At 68.7% G+C, this 14,386-nt stretch carries 11 protein-coding genes; 2 read left to right on the top strand and 9 right to left on the bottom strand.

Features of this window, described 5'->3' with window-relative positions; genetic code table 11:
* Window positions 1–28 precede the first annotated feature (28 nt).
* The 3 genes from KF840_22350 to KF840_22340 form a co-directional block, all read right to left on the bottom strand.
* Window positions 29–550, bottom strand: a complete 522-nt coding sequence (locus KF840_22350) for a bifunctional nuclease family protein (protein ID MBX3027650.1) — start codon at window positions 548–550, stop codon at window positions 29–31.
* 64 nt (window positions 551–614) lie between these two features.
* Window positions 615–2,024, bottom strand: a complete 1,410-nt coding sequence (locus KF840_22345) for a VWA domain-containing protein (GenBank protein ID MBX3027649.1) — start codon at window positions 2,022–2,024, stop codon at window positions 615–617.
* Between the two features lie 4 nt (window positions 2,025–2,028).
* Window positions 2,029–2,982, bottom strand: coding sequence for a MoxR family ATPase (locus KF840_22340; GenBank protein MBX3027648.1), 954 nt, complete (start codon window positions 2,980–2,982; stop codon window positions 2,029–2,031).
* Between the two features lie 252 nt (window positions 2,983–3,234).
* On the opposite strand from KF840_22340, the gene KF840_22335 reads away from it, so the two are divergent.
* Window positions 3,235–3,984 carry an NRDE family protein gene (locus KF840_22335; GenBank protein ID MBX3027647.1) on the top strand — a complete coding sequence of 250 codons (750 nt, stop codon included), beginning with the start codon at window positions 3,235–3,237 and terminating at the stop codon, window positions 3,982–3,984.
* Between the two features lie 113 nt (window positions 3,985–4,097).
* Window positions 4,098–5,108 carry a hypothetical protein gene (locus KF840_22330; protein ID MBX3027646.1) on the top strand — a complete coding sequence of 337 codons (1,011 nt, stop codon included), beginning with the start codon at window positions 4,098–4,100 and terminating at the stop codon, window positions 5,106–5,108.
* 15 nt (window positions 5,109–5,123) lie between these two features.
* Here the strand turns inward: KF840_22330 and KF840_22325 are convergent, their stop codons facing one another.
* The 6 genes from KF840_22325 to KF840_22300 form a co-directional block, all read right to left on the bottom strand.
* The gene (locus KF840_22325) at window positions 5,124–5,867 is read right to left on the bottom strand and encodes a hypothetical protein (protein ID MBX3027645.1); all 744 of its coding nucleotides are present in this window, start codon (window positions 5,865–5,867) and stop codon (window positions 5,124–5,126) included.
* Window positions 5,868–6,628: 761 nt separating this feature from the next.
* A complete protein-coding gene (locus tag KF840_22320) occupies window positions 6,629–8,257 on the bottom strand; it encodes a hypothetical protein (protein MBX3027644.1) in 1,629 nt (542 codons plus the stop codon).
* Between the two features lie 296 nt (window positions 8,258–8,553).
* Entirely contained in the window at window positions 8,554–10,716 is a 2,163-nt protein-coding gene (locus KF840_22315) for a hypothetical protein (protein MBX3027643.1), read from the bottom strand.
* 197 nt (window positions 10,717–10,913) lie between these two features.
* Complete coding sequence (uvrB, locus tag KF840_22310) at window positions 10,914–12,974, bottom strand: excinuclease ABC subunit UvrB (GenBank protein MBX3027642.1); 2,061 nt, start codon at window positions 12,972–12,974, stop codon at window positions 10,914–10,916.
* A gap of 35 nt (window positions 12,975–13,009) precedes the next feature.
* On the bottom strand, window positions 13,010–13,738 hold the full coding sequence (locus KF840_22305; protein MBX3027641.1) for a 3'-5' exonuclease: 729 nt from the start codon (window positions 13,736–13,738) through the stop codon (window positions 13,010–13,012).
* On the bottom strand, window positions 13,735–14,385 hold the full coding sequence (locus tag KF840_22300; GenBank protein ID MBX3027640.1) for a methyltransferase domain-containing protein: 651 nt from the start codon (window positions 14,383–14,385) through the stop codon (window positions 13,735–13,737). Before KF840_22300 ends, KF840_22305 begins: the two co-directional genes overlap by 4 nt.
* Between the last annotated feature and the right edge of the window lies 1 nt (window position 14,386).

Below are 14,386 nucleotides of genomic sequence, written 5' to 3'. Positions count from 1 at the left end.
CCGACACCCGGTGCCGGCCTGGTTGAGGTCACATCTTGTACTTGAAGTCGTCCGGCGACATTTTCTCGAGGATCTCCGACCACTTGTCGCGCGAGACGTTGGACAGGTTGCTCTCGACGTTGTCGCCGCTCTCGCCCTGCTGCAGCACGCTCGAGGCCTCGAGCACACGGCGCGCGACGTAGATCGGGCTCTTGGCGCGCAGTGCCAGGGAAATCGCGTCGCTGGGTCGGGAATCGATGATGCGGGGCGCGCCGTCCACGACGAGATTGATGACGGCATAGTACGTGTTGTCGCGCAGGTCGGAGATCTCGATGCTCTGCACCGTGGCGCCGAGCTCGCCGATGAGGTTGCGCAGGAGATCGTGAGTCATCGGCCGCGTCATCTGGATGCCCTCGAGCTCGGTGGCGATCGCGGTCGCCTCCAGCAGGCCGATCCAGATCGGGAGGTTCAGCTTGTTGTCGTCGTCGCGCAGAATGACGATCGGCGTCTTGGTCGCGGGATCGAGGGTCAGCCCGCCGACGGTCATCGGGATCGCGTCTTCGCGGCTCATACGGGAATTGTGCCCAGAAAGAATTCGCTCGGTCAACGCGTTTTCGCCCGCTCATCGGTGCGCATCAGCGCACCAGGCGGTCGACGACGCGATAGAGCTGATTCAGGTTCCGGCACTCCTCGACGAGGTCGCAGAACGGCAGATAGCGGTCCATCTCCGAGTCCCCAAACCCCCACGTGAGGCGGCTCTCGGGATTGAGCCAGATGAGCTGCTTGGCGCGCGCCTGGATGTCCCGCAGCACCCATTCCTGCGCCAGATTGTAGTTGTTGCGCGCGTCGCCGAGGATGATCACCGTCGTGCGGTTGTTGACCGCCCCGAGATGATCGCGATGGAAGGTCTTGAACGCGCGGCCGAAATCCGAGTGGGCGAAGACGTTGATGATCGACCCGGTGAGCGCCTGCTCGATCGCCCGCTGCGTGTCGTTCTCCTCGAAAAGCTGAGTGATCTCGCCGATCTCGCTGACGAAGATGAAGCTTCGCACGCGCGAATAGAGATCCTGCAGCGAATACACGAACTGGAGCATGAAGCGTGACACGTTGCGCACCGAATCCGACACGTCGCACAGCACCAGCACCTGCGGCTTGTCCTTGATCTTGCGGTCGAACTGGATGCGGAACGGCACGCCGCCGTACTGCAGGTTCTTGCGCAGGGTGCCCTTGAGGTCGAACTTGCCGCGCTTGCCGCGCCTGCGGCGGATCGAGACCACGTTCTTCAAGCGTTGCGCGAGCTTCGTCACCGCCTCGCGCATCCGCCGCATCTCGTCCTCGGAGAGATAGTAGAAGCTCTTCTCCGCCAGACTGGCGAGGCGGTTCTTCTCGCGTTGCGTCTGGTCGCGCTTCTCGAGCTCGAGGCGGACGGTACGGCGGATCATCTCCCGCAGGTCGCGCAGCCGTTGATCGATCAGCCGCCGCAGCGCTTCGTTGAGCTCAGGCGACAGTCCCGCCTGGCCGAGCTGTTCCTTGAGCTGTTCCAGCTCCTCGCTCAGCCCGCCGAGGCCGAGGCTCTGGGCGGTGCTGTGGCTGTAGCGCCCCTCCTGGTAGGAGCGTTCGATGCCCTGCGCCTGCGCCTGGTCCGCCGCCTCGCGCAACATGCGCTCGAGTCGGCCGCTGTCGTTGCGGAGCAACGCCTCCGCAAGCTGCGACAGGTTGATGTTGAGGTCCTGGAGCAGCTCGGCAAGCTGCTCCATCAGGGCCTGGTACTCCTGCGGATTGAGCTGCAGGGCCTTCATCGCCGCCTCGGAGTTCTCGGAGATCGCCCGGCCGAGGCCGGCGAAGTAGAGATCGAAGAGCTCGTCGTAGACGGGGAGGTCGACGCTGCGCTTCACCATCGTGCTGCGCAGCACGTCCTTGAACACCTCGCGGTCGGCGATGCCGAGCGCGGCGACGGCGTGGAAGGCGTCGAGGTGCTCGGACATGGAGACCCGCAGCCCGTTGGCGCGCAGCAGCGCCGTGAAATCGACGATCCGGTCGTCCATCGCCTCAGTGACGGACGTCGCTGCCGTTCCCCTGCCCGCCCGCAGCGGCTGGCTGCTGCAGGAAGGCCTTCAGCTCGTCCTGCGCCTTGCGCATGTCCCCCTCGTACTTGAGGATCGCGGTCAGCGTGTCCTCGACCAACGACTCGTCGAGTTGCGTGGCGTTGAGCAGGGTCAGGGTGCGCGCCCAGTCGAGGGTTTCGCTGATGCTCGGCACCTTCTTGAGGTCGAGCTTGCGCACCCGCTGCACCGCCTCGACGACCTGCGCCGCGAGCTGTGGGCCGATATCCGGAACCTTCAGGCGAACGATCTCGAGCTCCTGGGCGCTCGAGGGGAAGTCGATGTAGAGGTGCAGGCAGCGTCGCTTGAGCGCGTCCGACATCTCGCGCGCGTTGTTGCTGGTGAGCAGGACGATCGGCACATGCGTCGCCCGCAAGGTGCCGAGCTCGGGGACGCTGACCGTGAAGTCGCTCAACACCTCGAGCAGGAAGGCCTCGAACTCGCTGTCGGATTTGTCGATCTCGTCGATCAGCAGGACGGTGCGTTCGGCCGAGGTGATCGAGCGCAGCAGCGGCCGCGGCAGGATGAAGCGGTCGGAAAAGAAGACGTCATCCTGCGTGGCGATGCGGTCGACGGCTTCGCGCAGCGACGCCGCGCCGCCGATCACTTCGCTGATCTTGTCCTTGAGGATCTGGGTGTACAGGAGCTGCTTCGCGTATTCCCACTCGTACAGCGCCTTGGCCTCGTCGAGGCCCTCGTAGCACTGCAGACGGATCAGGTTGAGGTCGAGCGCCGCGGCCACCACCTTGGCGAGCTCGGTCTTGCCGACGCCCGCCGGGCCCTCGATCAGGATCGGCTTCTCGAGGTGGGTGGCCAGGTAGACCACCGTGGCGATGCGCCGGTTGCAGATGTAGCGCTGGGCGGCGAACTGGGTGATGACGTCGTCGATACTGGCAAACATGCGGGCTCCCGGCGGTGGCTGGCTGCGCGTCGTACTGGCCTCGACTGGCGCCATTCTCGTCTGGGCGCGGACCTCGTGTCCAAGGTCCGTTCTCCAGCATCGTGGAGCCGTTCGTGCGATGAAAATCGGCTACCACAGGGGTCCGACGCACACAATCGACGGTTCCGGCGCGGCGGCCGGGGAGCGGCGGTGGCACCGCTTCCGCGCCCCGGGTATTTGCCAGCGGCCCGCCGCCTCGCTAGCGCATTCGGCGTGTGTACCCTGGCCGTGTACGTGGGCTGCGCCCCTTCCCTGCCGCTGCTGGTCGCCGCCAATCGCGACGAATTCCTCGATCGCCCGACCGCCGACCCGCGCCAGTTGGCAGCGGATCCATGGGTCGTCGGCGGGCAGGACCTCAGCGCCGGCGGTACCTGGTTCGGCGTCAACCAGGCCGGCCTCGTCGTCGGCCTGCTCAACCGAAGAAGTCGTGGCGGGCCCGACGCGAGCCTGCGGTCTCGCGGCCTGCTGACTCTGTCGGTGCTCCAGCAGCGTGGGATTGCCAACGCCCGGCGCCTGCTCGAAGGCGAGGACGGCAGCGCCTACAACCCTTTCAGCCTCCTGATAGCCGACCACGCCGCCGCACTGGTCGCCACCAACCGCGGCGGCGCCATGCAGATCGCACCGCTCGAACCCGGGGTGCATCTGCTCACCAATCTCGAGCTCAACGACCCGACCTGCCCGCGGATCGCCAAGTCGTCACAGCGCTTCCGCGCCCTCGACCTCGCCGCGGCGCCCGAGGTTCCGGCGCTATTGCCGGCGCTCCGCACCATCCTGTCCGACCACTCGACCGCCCTGGACCCTCGCGCCGAGATCATCGACACGCTCTGTGTGCACCTGCCCGGCTATGGGACCCGCTCGTCCTCGGTCGTGGCCGCCGACGCCGCCGGCCGTCTGCGGTACTGGCACGCGCCTGGCCCACCCTGTCGACGCGATTATGTCGAGGTGCCCCTCCCGGCCGCGTAGTAGGCGGCGCGGCCGAGCCCGAGAATCATGCCTGGACAAGGTGACCCGTTGGGTCTAGCCTCGCGGCCGCGTCGGTTGGTGGAGGGGTGATGGGGCTTCAACGGGCCACATGGATGTTTGCCGCGGCCGTCCTGTTGGCGGGATGCATTCCGCGCGTCCACCCTTCAGCCGCACCTGATCCCACGCTTCCGTCCGAAACGGAACGCTTCACGGAAGAGGATGGCGCCGACGACAACGCCGCGGCCGATGCGCGGCGGGTCGCGCCACAGCGCCCCCTGACGCCCGCCGAGCGGCAGGTGCAGGAGCTCGAGGCTCAGCTCGCTGAGCGCGATCGCACGATCGCCGCCGTACAGACGCAGCTCGCCGCCGCCCGCCGACAGCCTTCCGGATCACCGGTACCCACGGAGCAGACCGGCGGTGGGTCGACGACTGGCAGCTCGGCGCCGTTGGCGGGCGGCGTGACAGCACCCGACTCATCCGCTGCCGCGCTGGCGGCCAAGGAGGCCGAGCTCGACGAAGCGAAACGGCAGGTGGCCACCCTCGAGACGCGGCTCGACAGCGAGATGCAGCGCCGCAAGCATGTCGAGAGCGAGATGGCCAAGTTGCTCGAGGAGACGTCCGCCGGTCCGTACGAACGATCCGGCAACGTCGTCGACCAGCACCTGCGCGAACAGCTCGCCACCGCCCAGCAGGAGATCGGCGAGCTGCGCAACACCCTGGCGACCGAGCGCCGCGAACGCGGCGATCTCGAACGGCGCTATGCGACGCTGCAGCAACAGCTCGAACGGACCGCACGCAGCGGCGCGGACAGCGAAGAGATCGCGGCGCTCAAGGAGCGTCAGCGCCGCGTCCTCGCCAGCATCCAACAGGATCTCGCCGCCAGCCAGCAGCGCGAGGGAGAGCTCCGCGCCGCCCTGGCGCAGCAGGACGGCGACGGCGTGTCCCTGGCCGACAGCGTCACGAGCCTGCGCGCCGAGAACGCGGCCCTGCAACGCCGCCTCGATGACGAGCACCGTCAGAACCGCGAGCTCGCCTCCAAGCTCAAGCTGGCGGGCCGCGTGACCGACCTGATCTTCAAGATGCAGAGCAGCGGCACGACGACTGCGGCCAGCATGCCGCAGTGACCGCCCGCCGGACGTTCACCCGCAACCGCTCAGCGCCGAGTTCACCGCCTGAATCAGCTCATTGACGGTGACATCGCCGTCGCCATTCCGGTCCACCGCTGTACAGGTGCTCACCGCGGCGTTCCCGAGCGCGATGTTCACCGCGGCGATGAGCTCGTTGACCGTCACCCTGCCGTCGCCGCCGCAGTCACCGGCGCAGGTGGGCGCGTTCCCGCAACTGCACTCGCTCGGGCAATCGCCCTCTGCGATGCTCACGCAGCCCGCATCCCAGAGCTCGTTGCAGCAGAAGCCGTCGACGTTGCAGACGCACGCCTGGCAGGCATCGTCGCCGCAGCCGGCATCGCCGCGCGCCTCGCAGCAATTGTTCGCGGCACACGCGCCGCAACGTTCCGCGCAGTCGTTCGCCGCCTCGTCGGCGCAGCGCGCATCCCAACCGTCGCTGCAGCACGGCGCGTCGATGGCGCAGACGCAGTCCTGGCACGCCTGGACCTCGCAGCCGATGCCGTCGTGCGCATCGCAACAACTGCCGGGCGCATCGCAGGTGCAGTCGATCTGACAATCGACCGAGGCCTCGTCGACGCAGCGCTGGTCCCACGAATCCGTGCAGCATGCGGGGTCGAGATCGCAGACGCAGGTCTTGCACCGCAGATCGTCACACGAGACGCTGTCATGCGCGCCGCAGCAGGGCTCGGATCCAGGGCAGGCGCACTCCAGGGCGCACTCGACGCTCGCCTCGGAAGCGCAGTCCGCATCCCACACACCGTTACAGCACTCCGGATCGAGCCCGCATACGCAGGCGGCACAGGCGTTATCGTTGCAGTCTGGGCCGCCGTGGGCTGAACAGCAGTCGCCTCCCGGCGTCGGGCTCGGCGCCGGCGTCTCGGTTGGCGGCGCGGTACACGGACACTGCGACAGACATTCGTCGGAGGCCTCGGCCACGCACGTCGGGTCCCACACCAGGTTGCAGCAGGGTTCATCGATTCCACAGACGCACGCCTGGCAGGCCGCGACATCGCATCCCGTTCCGCCGTGGACGCTGCAACAGTCCCCCCCAGGGGTGGGAGTCGGCGACGGTGCCTGGATGCATCCGCAGATATTCGCGCACTCCGGATCCGTCGTGCCTGCAACACAGAACTGGTCCCACGGCAGAATTCCGCAGACCGCCTGGGTCTCGGTCACACAGTCCTGGCACGCCCGGTTGTCGCAACCGACGCCACTGTGAACCGCGCAACAGTCGCCCCCAGGCACGGGAGTCGGCGTCTGGGCCAGAACGACGCCGCCGGTCAGCAGCACCGCAAGAGCGCCGAACACGCTCCACAGCAGACGATTCAGTCGATTGGACATTGCGTTCACCTCGCGCGGCGCCCTTCTTCGCGCTCCGCCCCTTCACCGGCGCTCTGCGTCACGATACGCAGCGCGATTCTTTCAAGAAAGAGCGAACCAAGCGTGAGGGCGTAAAAAAAGGGGGCCAGGTACACGACCCTGGCCCCCTTTTCATCACGCTGTGGATTTCTGGTCGATCAGAATTCGCAGGCGACTGGTCCGATGTTGATCAGCTCCCCACCAGGTCCGGTCGCGGACGCCGAGGCGCTGATTGAGAGCGAGGCATCTGCGTCGAGCGAGTAGCGGAACGCTGCGGAGCTGCCGTTCACCAGCGTCCGCGTGAGACCCGGAGCGCTGTTGAGCCGGTACGGTCCCCCTTGAATGTCCAGCGCATGAGCCGTGAGGCCCGTGATCTGGGCCCCCGACGCATTGCTGACAATCAGGGTCACATGGATCAGGTTGTCCTTGGCGGCCGGGCCGCCCTTGTCGATGGCGCGGCAAGCGGCGCTGATTCCGCCCGCCTCGAACTGAGGCGGCGGCGCCTCGGGGAGCGGGGTGCGGGTCGGCCGAGCCGTGCTGGTCGGCTTGCGCGTCCGGTCTTCGCTCGTCCCCGGCGTGCGAGTTGGGCGCTCCGTGCTGGTCGGCTTGCGCGTGCGATCCTCGCTGACGATCGGCGTCCGCGTCGGCCGCTCGGTGCTCGTCGGCTTCCGCGTCCGATCCTCCTGCGCGATCGGCGTGCGGGTCGGGCGCTCGGTGCTCGTCGGCTTGCGCGTGCGATCCTCGGTGACGATCGGGGTGCGGGTCGGCCGCTCGGTGCTGGTCGGCTTGCGCGTCCGGTCCTCGGTGACGATCGGCGTGCGGGTCGGGCGTTCAGTGCTGGTCGGCTTGCGCGTCCGCTCCTCCTGCGCGATCGGGGTGCGGGTCGGCCGTTCAGTGCTGGTCGGTTTGCGCGTCCGCTCCTCCTGCGCGATCGGGGTGCGGGTCGGCCGCTCGGTGCTGGTCGGCTTGCGCGTGCGATCCTCGGTGACGATCGGGGTGCGGGTCGGCCGCTCGGTGCTGGTCGGCTTGCGCGTGCGATCTTCGGTGACGATCGGCGTGCGCGTCGGCCGCTCGGTGCTGGTCGGCTTACGCGTGCGGTCCTCGGTGACGATCGGCGTGCGAGTCGGCCGCTCGGTGCTGGTCGGCTTGCGCGTGCGGTCCTCGGTGACGATCGGCGTGCGGGTCGGCCGCTCAGTGCTCGTCGGCTTGCGCGTGCGATCTTCGGTGACGATCGGGGTGCGCGTCGGCCGCTCGGTGCTGGTCGGCTTGCGCGTACGATCCTCGGTGACGATCGGGGTGCGCGTTGGCCGGGAGGTGCTGGTCGGCTTGCGCGTGCGATCCTCGGTGACGATCGGCGTGCGGGTCGGCCGCTCGGTGCTCGTCGGCTTACGCGTCCGCTCTTCGAGCACGATCGGCGTGCTGGTCGGCCGGGAGGTGCTGGTCGGCTTGCGCGTCCGATCCTCGGGGATGATCGGGGTGCTGGTCGGCCGTGCCGTGCTGGTCGGCTTACGCGTCCGCTCCTCGAGCACGATCGGCGTGCTGGTCGGCCGCGACGTGTTGGTCGGCTTGCGCGTCCGCTCCTCGAGCACGATCGGGGTGCTCGTCGGCCGCGACGTGCTGGTCGGCTTGCGCGTGCGCGTATCGAGCACGATCGGCGTGCTCGTCGGCCGTACCGTGTTGGTCGGCTTGCGGGTCCGCACGTCTTGCTCGATCGGCGTGCTCGTCGGCCGCGGTGTGCTGGTGGGCTTGCGGGTATTGAGCTGCGCGACGCCGGCGCTGGCCGTCATCAGAACGGCACCCACAACGCCGGCGATTGTCCCCACTCTGACCCTCAACATGCCCTGTCCTCCCTGTCCGGAGCCGTGCAGCAGCGAGCGTTCAACGCTCACGCATGGCGATGCAACGAGATTCCCCACGCTCGTTGCCTCGAGATGCGCTGTCCCCGCTACACACCCTTAGGTCCCCCTTGAATCGTTTCCAGACGACCCCCCTGGGAAGTCCGGTCCCACGTCTAGTTGTTCCGCTTCTCATTAGTCAAGCAGTTTTCTGCGCTTTGTCAGGATTCCAGCCCCGGCCTGCCCCTCTAGGGGATGACGACCTCGGTTCGGGCGCTGTTGTTGGAGTAGTTGTTCTCCCTGATGACGTGCGCCGGATTGATCACGACTTCGAGCACGTAACGTCCGGACGGCACGCCGGTGATGTCGATCCACTGGCAGTCGAGGCCGCGGTGGTAGACGTCGGCCCAACCGGCACTGATGCCCTGGTAGCCGCAATGATTGAACTGCGGATCGGCGCGGCCACGCAGCCCCGGCGGCTTCCACAGATCGACCAGGCAGAAGGCCTGCTTGTGCCCGCGAGCGACGATGTTTCCACCCATGTCGAGCAGTCGGTAATCCGCGTATTCCTTGAAATGGTAGTGATTGTGGCAGGCCGAGTACTCGAACGTCGAGCTGCCCCGCGGGTCACCGAGGAAGACGTCGCCTGGGCCGTAGTTCGGGGTCGTTGTGTTGAAGCGCAGGAGTTTGCGGTTCCCCGTGCCGTCGACGCACCCCTCGAACACGGCGCAGTTGTCGGCGGTGAAATTCTTCGTCTCGATCATCACCGAGTTGCGCAGGTCCTCTTGGTCGACGCCGAGATCCGGCAGATTGCCACCGGTGCCGCCGACCTGCGCCGCGCATTCGATGCGGCCGGTCGACACGCGATCGTTGGTGGTCTGCCGCGTGCCCTTGGCTTCGAATTGAACCCGGATCTCGCCGTTGCCCAGGAAGCGCCCCTGGAAGTCGAACTGGCGCCGCGCGCCGGAGCTGAGGGTGCTGACGCTCCGCGGCGACGGACCGCGCACTTCGGTGAGCTGCGCCGTGCCACTGCCGGTTCGCGCCACCAAACCCGCCTCGATGGTCTGCAGCGTTTCGCGCGAGCCGTTGCGCACCTCGACCCGCAGCGTGCCGGGGTCGCCGGGCGACAGGGTGCAGGTGCCGGAGAAGCTGCTGGGATCGAAATTTCCGGCATCCGAACCCGTGACGCCGCAGTCCACCAAGCCGGTAGTGAGCGGGCCGCGACTGCTATTGGCGGCGGCACTGGCGCTGAAGCCCATGGTGCCGCCCGGGCTGAGCCGGCCGGTCCATTGGAACGTGGCGGTGGCGCCGTTGCGCACCAGCGGCGCCGAGGTCGGGCTCGGGCCGGTACGATCGAAGAACAGGGCGCCGCCCTCAGGCTGCAGGCTGAGCGGACTGGCAGCGAGCTGTTGAATGTCGACGCCGCTGCGGTTCTGCACCGCCATGGTGATGGTCACCAGATCGATGTTGCGCCGCAGGCTGCAGCTCGCAGCGAGCACGCCGATCGTCCCACCCTGGGACTGCGTCGGCGTTCGGGTCGGCGTCGCCGCGGGCACATTCGGTGTCCGCGTCGGCCGAGCCGTCGCGGTCGGAATGGGCGTCCGAGACGGACGAGCGGGGATCGGCGTTCTGGTCGGCGCCGGCGCACTCGGCGTCGCAGTCGGCCGCGCCGGGCGGCTCGGCGTTGCGGTGCGCGACGGCACGACGATCGGGGTCCGCGTGGGCCGGTCGGGGATCGGCGTCCGCGTCGGCCTGGCCTGGGTGGGCGTCCTGGTCGGCGGCACGCGGGTGAAGGTTGCCGTCGGCTGAATCCGGGTCGGCGTCGAGGTAGCCTGCGGACGGGTCGCCGTTGCGCTCGGATCGACGCGCGAGGTGCGCGTGGGGCGTGAGGTCGAGGTCGGCCGTCCGCTGGTCGCGGTGGGCCGGCCACTGGTCGGCGTGGGAGATGCCGCGCCGCCGACTGGCGTGTTCGTCGGCCGCTGGCCGGGCGTATTGGTCGGCGGCCCCTCGCCGCCGTTGCCGACGACGAGGCGGTTGCAGTTGACGATGCCCGTCGATTCGATGTGGCCATCGTCGAACTGCGCCAGCACTTCGACCGAGAGGTCGATGACGCCGTCCCCGTAGAGCCGCCCGCGCCACACGAAATCGGTGTTCTTACCGGGCAAGAGCTCGCGCAACGGGCGCGGACTGGTCTGCAGGAAGAAGGTCGCGGTGCCGGTACCCGAGGCAAGCAGGTCGGACGGGGTGACGTTGGTCACCGAGCCGCTCCAGAGGTTGGACACGGTCACCGTCATGGTGCCGCGACCGGCCAGGTTCTGCATCACGCAGACCCCGCGCAATTTGCCGGTGCCGTTGTGGGCGGAAGCCGTGCCGGCGGCGAGGAGAGCCGCGAGCGCGAGCGAAATCCCCACCGCCCGTCGCGCCGCAGCCGCGAAAACGTCACGCACCGTCTCGTCCCCCGTTTCCCCCGCGGGCGCCGGCGCCCGCTGTGTCGGACCTCTATCGGCCAGCCCCTGCCAGCCTGCCCCGTCTGCCTACCCTTTACCCGTTCATGCCAGGTCAAAGTCAACAGATATTTGCGCCTTTGGCCAGCCCTCTCACCCGCTTCTCACTCGGCCGGCGCGCGAATCTCGAGCTCGAGCGCCTGCAGGCGCTGGATCTCGTCCCGCAGCTCGGCGGCGTGTTCGAACTCCAGGGCGGCCGCCGCCTCGCGCATCTGCTTGCGCAGCGCCGCCACGCGCCCGGGGATTTCGGCCGGCGAGACGTACTCCGCGCTGGCATCGGCGACCAGCGGCACGTCCACGTAGTCGGCTTCCGCCGCCTCGATCAGCGGCGCGCCGATCGCCTTGCGAATGGTCTGCGGCGTGATCCCGTGCTCGGCGTTATAGGCCTGCTGGATGACGCGCCGGCGGTTGGTCTCGTCGATGGCGGCCCGCATCGACGCGGTGATGCCATCCGCGTAGAGAATCACCGTGCCGCCGGCGTTGCGGGCGGCACGGCCGATGGTCTGGATCAGCGAGCGCTCGGAGCGCAGGTAGCCTTCCTTGTCGGCGTCGAGGATCGCGACCAGCGAGACCTCGGGCAGGTCGAGCCCCTCGCGTAGCAGGTTGATGCCGACCAGGACGTCGAACACGCCGCGCCGCAGATCGCGGATGATCTCCACCCGCTCGATGGTGTCGATGTCCGAGTGCAGGTAGCGCACCTTGACGCCGAGCTCGTCGTAGTAGTCGGTGAGATCCTCGGCCATCTTCTTGGTCAGCGTCGTGACCAGCACCCGCTCGTTGCGGCCGACGCGGGTGCGGATCTCATCGAGCAGGTCGTCCACCTGCTGCCGGGCCGGCCGGACGATGACCTCCGGGTCGGTGAGCCCGGTCGGGCGGATGAGCTGCTCGACCACCACCCCGCCGCTCTGTTGCCGCTCGTATTCACCCGGCGTCGCGGAGACGTAGACGACCTGGGTGGCCAGCGCCTCCCACTCGGCGAAGCTGAGCGGGCGGTTGTCGAGCGCCGACGGCAGTCGAAAGCCGAACTCGACCAACGTCTGCTTGCGGGAACGGTCGCCGCGGTACATGCCGCCGATCTGCGGCACGGTGACGTGGCTCTCGTCGATGACCATGAGGAAGTCGTCGGGGAAGTAGTTGATCAACGTCGGCGGCGGCTCGCCAGGCGCGCGGCCCGTGAGGTGACGCGAGTAGTTCTCGATGCCGGGACAGAAGCCCATCTCCTCGAGCAGCTCGAGGTCGTACATCGTCCGCTGCTCGAGCCGCTGCGCCTCGAGCAGCTTGTTCTCGGCGCGGAATCGCTGCAGGCAGTCCCGCAGCTCGTCGCGGATGCCGTCGACGGCGCGCTTCAACTGATCCGGCTTGGTGACGTAGTGGCTGGCGGGATAGACGGCGACCCGGTCGAGCGCCCGCAGCGTCTTGCCGCGCAGCGGATCGATCTCGGCGATGCGGTCGATCTCGTCGCCGAAGAGCTCGACCCGCAGGGCGCGCGCCTCTTCGTAGGCGGGGAAGATCTCGATGACGTCGCCGCGCACGCGGAAGGTGCCGCGATGGAAGTCGTAGTCGTTGCGCTCGTACTGGATGTCCACCAGCTTGCGCAGCAGCTTGTCGCGGTCAACCCGCTCGCCGCGCTCGAGAAAGACGAGCATGTCGAAGTAGGCTTCCGGCGAGCCGAGGCCGTAGATGCAGGAGACGCTGGCGACGATCAGCACGTCGCGCCGTTCGAGCAGCGCCTTGGTCGCCGAGTGGCGCATCTTGTCGATCTCGTCGTTGATCGACGAATCCTTCTCGATGAAGGTGTCGGAGCTCGGGACGTACGCCTCCGGCTGGTAGTAGTCGTAATAGCTGACGAAGTAGCGCACCGCGTTGTGCGGGAAGAGCGCCTTGAATTCGTGGTAGAGCTGCGCGGCGAGCGTCTTGTTCGGCGCCATCACCAGGGTCGGCCGGTTCACGCGCGCCACCACGTGCGCCATGGTGAACGTCTTTCCCGAGCCGGTGACGCCGAGCAGCACCTGGCCCCGCGCGCCGGCGTCGATCCCCTCGGTCAACGCCGCGATCGCCGCCGGCTGATCGCCCGCCGGCTCGAAGTCGGCGACGAGTTGGAACCGCCCCTCGGTCGGACGGGCGTTCGGCCGCCGGCGCAGGCCGCTCGACTGCGGCGCGTCCATGTGGCTGCGACTGCCGGCGTCGTCGTGGTGGCGGTTCATGGCGCCGCGGAGCCCGCCAGGCGGGCGCGCGCCCCGGCGGTCAGGGTCGCGACCTGCTCGGCGCTGAGCCGGCCGCGCAACTGTTCGACGCGCAGGAGCACGAAGTAGGTCTGGAGCGCGTCGTCGGCGCAGTAGTGGTGAATCTCCCCCCAGCGGCCGCGCTCCCACAGGCGCTGCACGTCGGCGCCGGCGATCTCGGCCTTTCCCGGCAGGTCCACCAGCTTGGCGATCAGATCGAGCCCGCCGCGCAGCCGCGCCGCACCGAAATTGCTCAGCCAGTCGTACAGGTCGAGATGCCGCCCGCTGCGCTGGCGGAGGCCGTTGCGCTCGCCGCAATACCGCGTCAGGGCGCAGCCGTGGCGCAACGCCTGCAGCTCGAGGACCGGCAGATCGAAGCCGCGACCGTTGAAGGACACCAGCGTGCCGTCGAAGGCCTCCAGCCGCCGCCAGAACTCGCGCACCAGCCCGCCCTCGCCGAGCGCGTCGGCGCCCAGCACCTCGAGGCCACCGAAAGCGTAGTCGTCGCCGGCGGTGACGAGAGCGATCGAGATCGGGACGTGGTAGGTGACCGGGAAGAAGTCGCTGCGCCCGTCGCTCTCGTGGCGCAGGCGGTCGCGCATGCGCTCGTAGGCCCCCTCGTCGTCGATCGCCAGGTCGGCGAACTGGGTGGCCCGCAGCAACGCCTTGTCGACCCGGGTCTCGATGTCGAAGACGAGGACACTCACCGTCGTCGCGCCTCGATCAACCGCACCCAGACCCGCCGCCCGTCCTCGCGCTCGCCGACCTCGCGCTGCGCGATGTCGAAGCCATGCGCGGCCAGGGCCGCCGCCAGCTCGCCGCGCGCCGTGTTCACGGAATCGGCGAGCCAGACGGCGCCCTCCCGGCGCACCAACGTCGCCAGCGCCAGCGCCAGCGGCGCCGCCGCCTGGGCGTCGTAGGCGACGTCGGCCCCGAGGCACAGATCGAACCCGCCGACCAGCGCCGGAGCGCGCCAGTCCATCTGCACGCAGGCGACGCGGTCGCCGTTGTCGGCGGCGCTGCGGGCCACGATCGCCAGGGGCGCGCGTTGCCAGTCCGTCGCCACGACGGCCGCGCCGCGGCGCGCCGCGATCAGCGTCGGCAACCCGAGACCACAGCCGAGCTCGAGCACGCGGGTGTCCGGCCCCACCCCGGCCAGCCTGGCGAGGCGTCGCGCCAGCGTGAGGGCGCCGGGCCAGAGGTGCATCCAGTAGGGCGGCTCGGCCGGCGCGTCAGCGGTCAGCAGCGCGGCGGCGTCGACGAAGCGCTCGAGCTGCACCGCCCGCCAGAGCGGGACCTCGATCCCCTCGACGGCCACCGCGATGCGCTCCAGGGGCACGCCGCCGAGCTCCATC

The organism is bacterium, assembly GCA_019637795.1.
Classification (GTDB): Bacteria; Desulfobacterota; Binatia; order HRBIN30; family CADEER01; genus JAHBUY01.
The sequence above is the reverse complement of the archived record's forward strand: the minus strand, read 5'-3'. Positions and strand labels throughout refer to the sequence as shown.

What these genes read in the sequence shown, in the direction of transcription:
- KF840_22300 (MBX3027640.1), bottom strand. Translation starts at nt 14,385, where the DNA reads ATGGAGCTCGGCGGCGTGCCCCTGGAGCGCATCGCGGTGGCCGTCGAG.
- uvrB (MBX3027642.1), bottom strand. Translation starts at nt 12,974, where the DNA reads ATGGACGCGCCGCAGTCGAGCGGCCTGCGCCGGCGGCCGAACGCCCGT.
- KF840_22320 (MBX3027644.1), bottom strand. Translation starts at nt 8,257, where the DNA reads ATGACGGCCAGCGCCGGCGTCGCGCAGCTCAATACCCGCAAGCCCACC.
- KF840_22340 (MBX3027648.1), bottom strand. Translation starts at nt 2,982, where the DNA reads ATGTTTGCCAGTATCGACGACGTCATCACCCAGTTCGCCGCCCAGCGC.
- KF840_22330 (MBX3027646.1), top strand. Translation starts at nt 4,098, where the DNA reads ATGTTTGCCGCGGCCGTCCTGTTGGCGGGATGCATTCCGCGCGTCCAC.
- KF840_22350 (MBX3027650.1), bottom strand. Translation starts at nt 550, where the DNA reads ATGAGCCGCGAAGACGCGATCCCGATGACCGTCGGCGGGCTGACCCTC.
- KF840_22345 (MBX3027649.1), bottom strand. Translation starts at nt 2,024, where the DNA reads ATGGACGACCGGATCGTCGATTTCACGGCGCTGCTGCGCGCCAACGGG.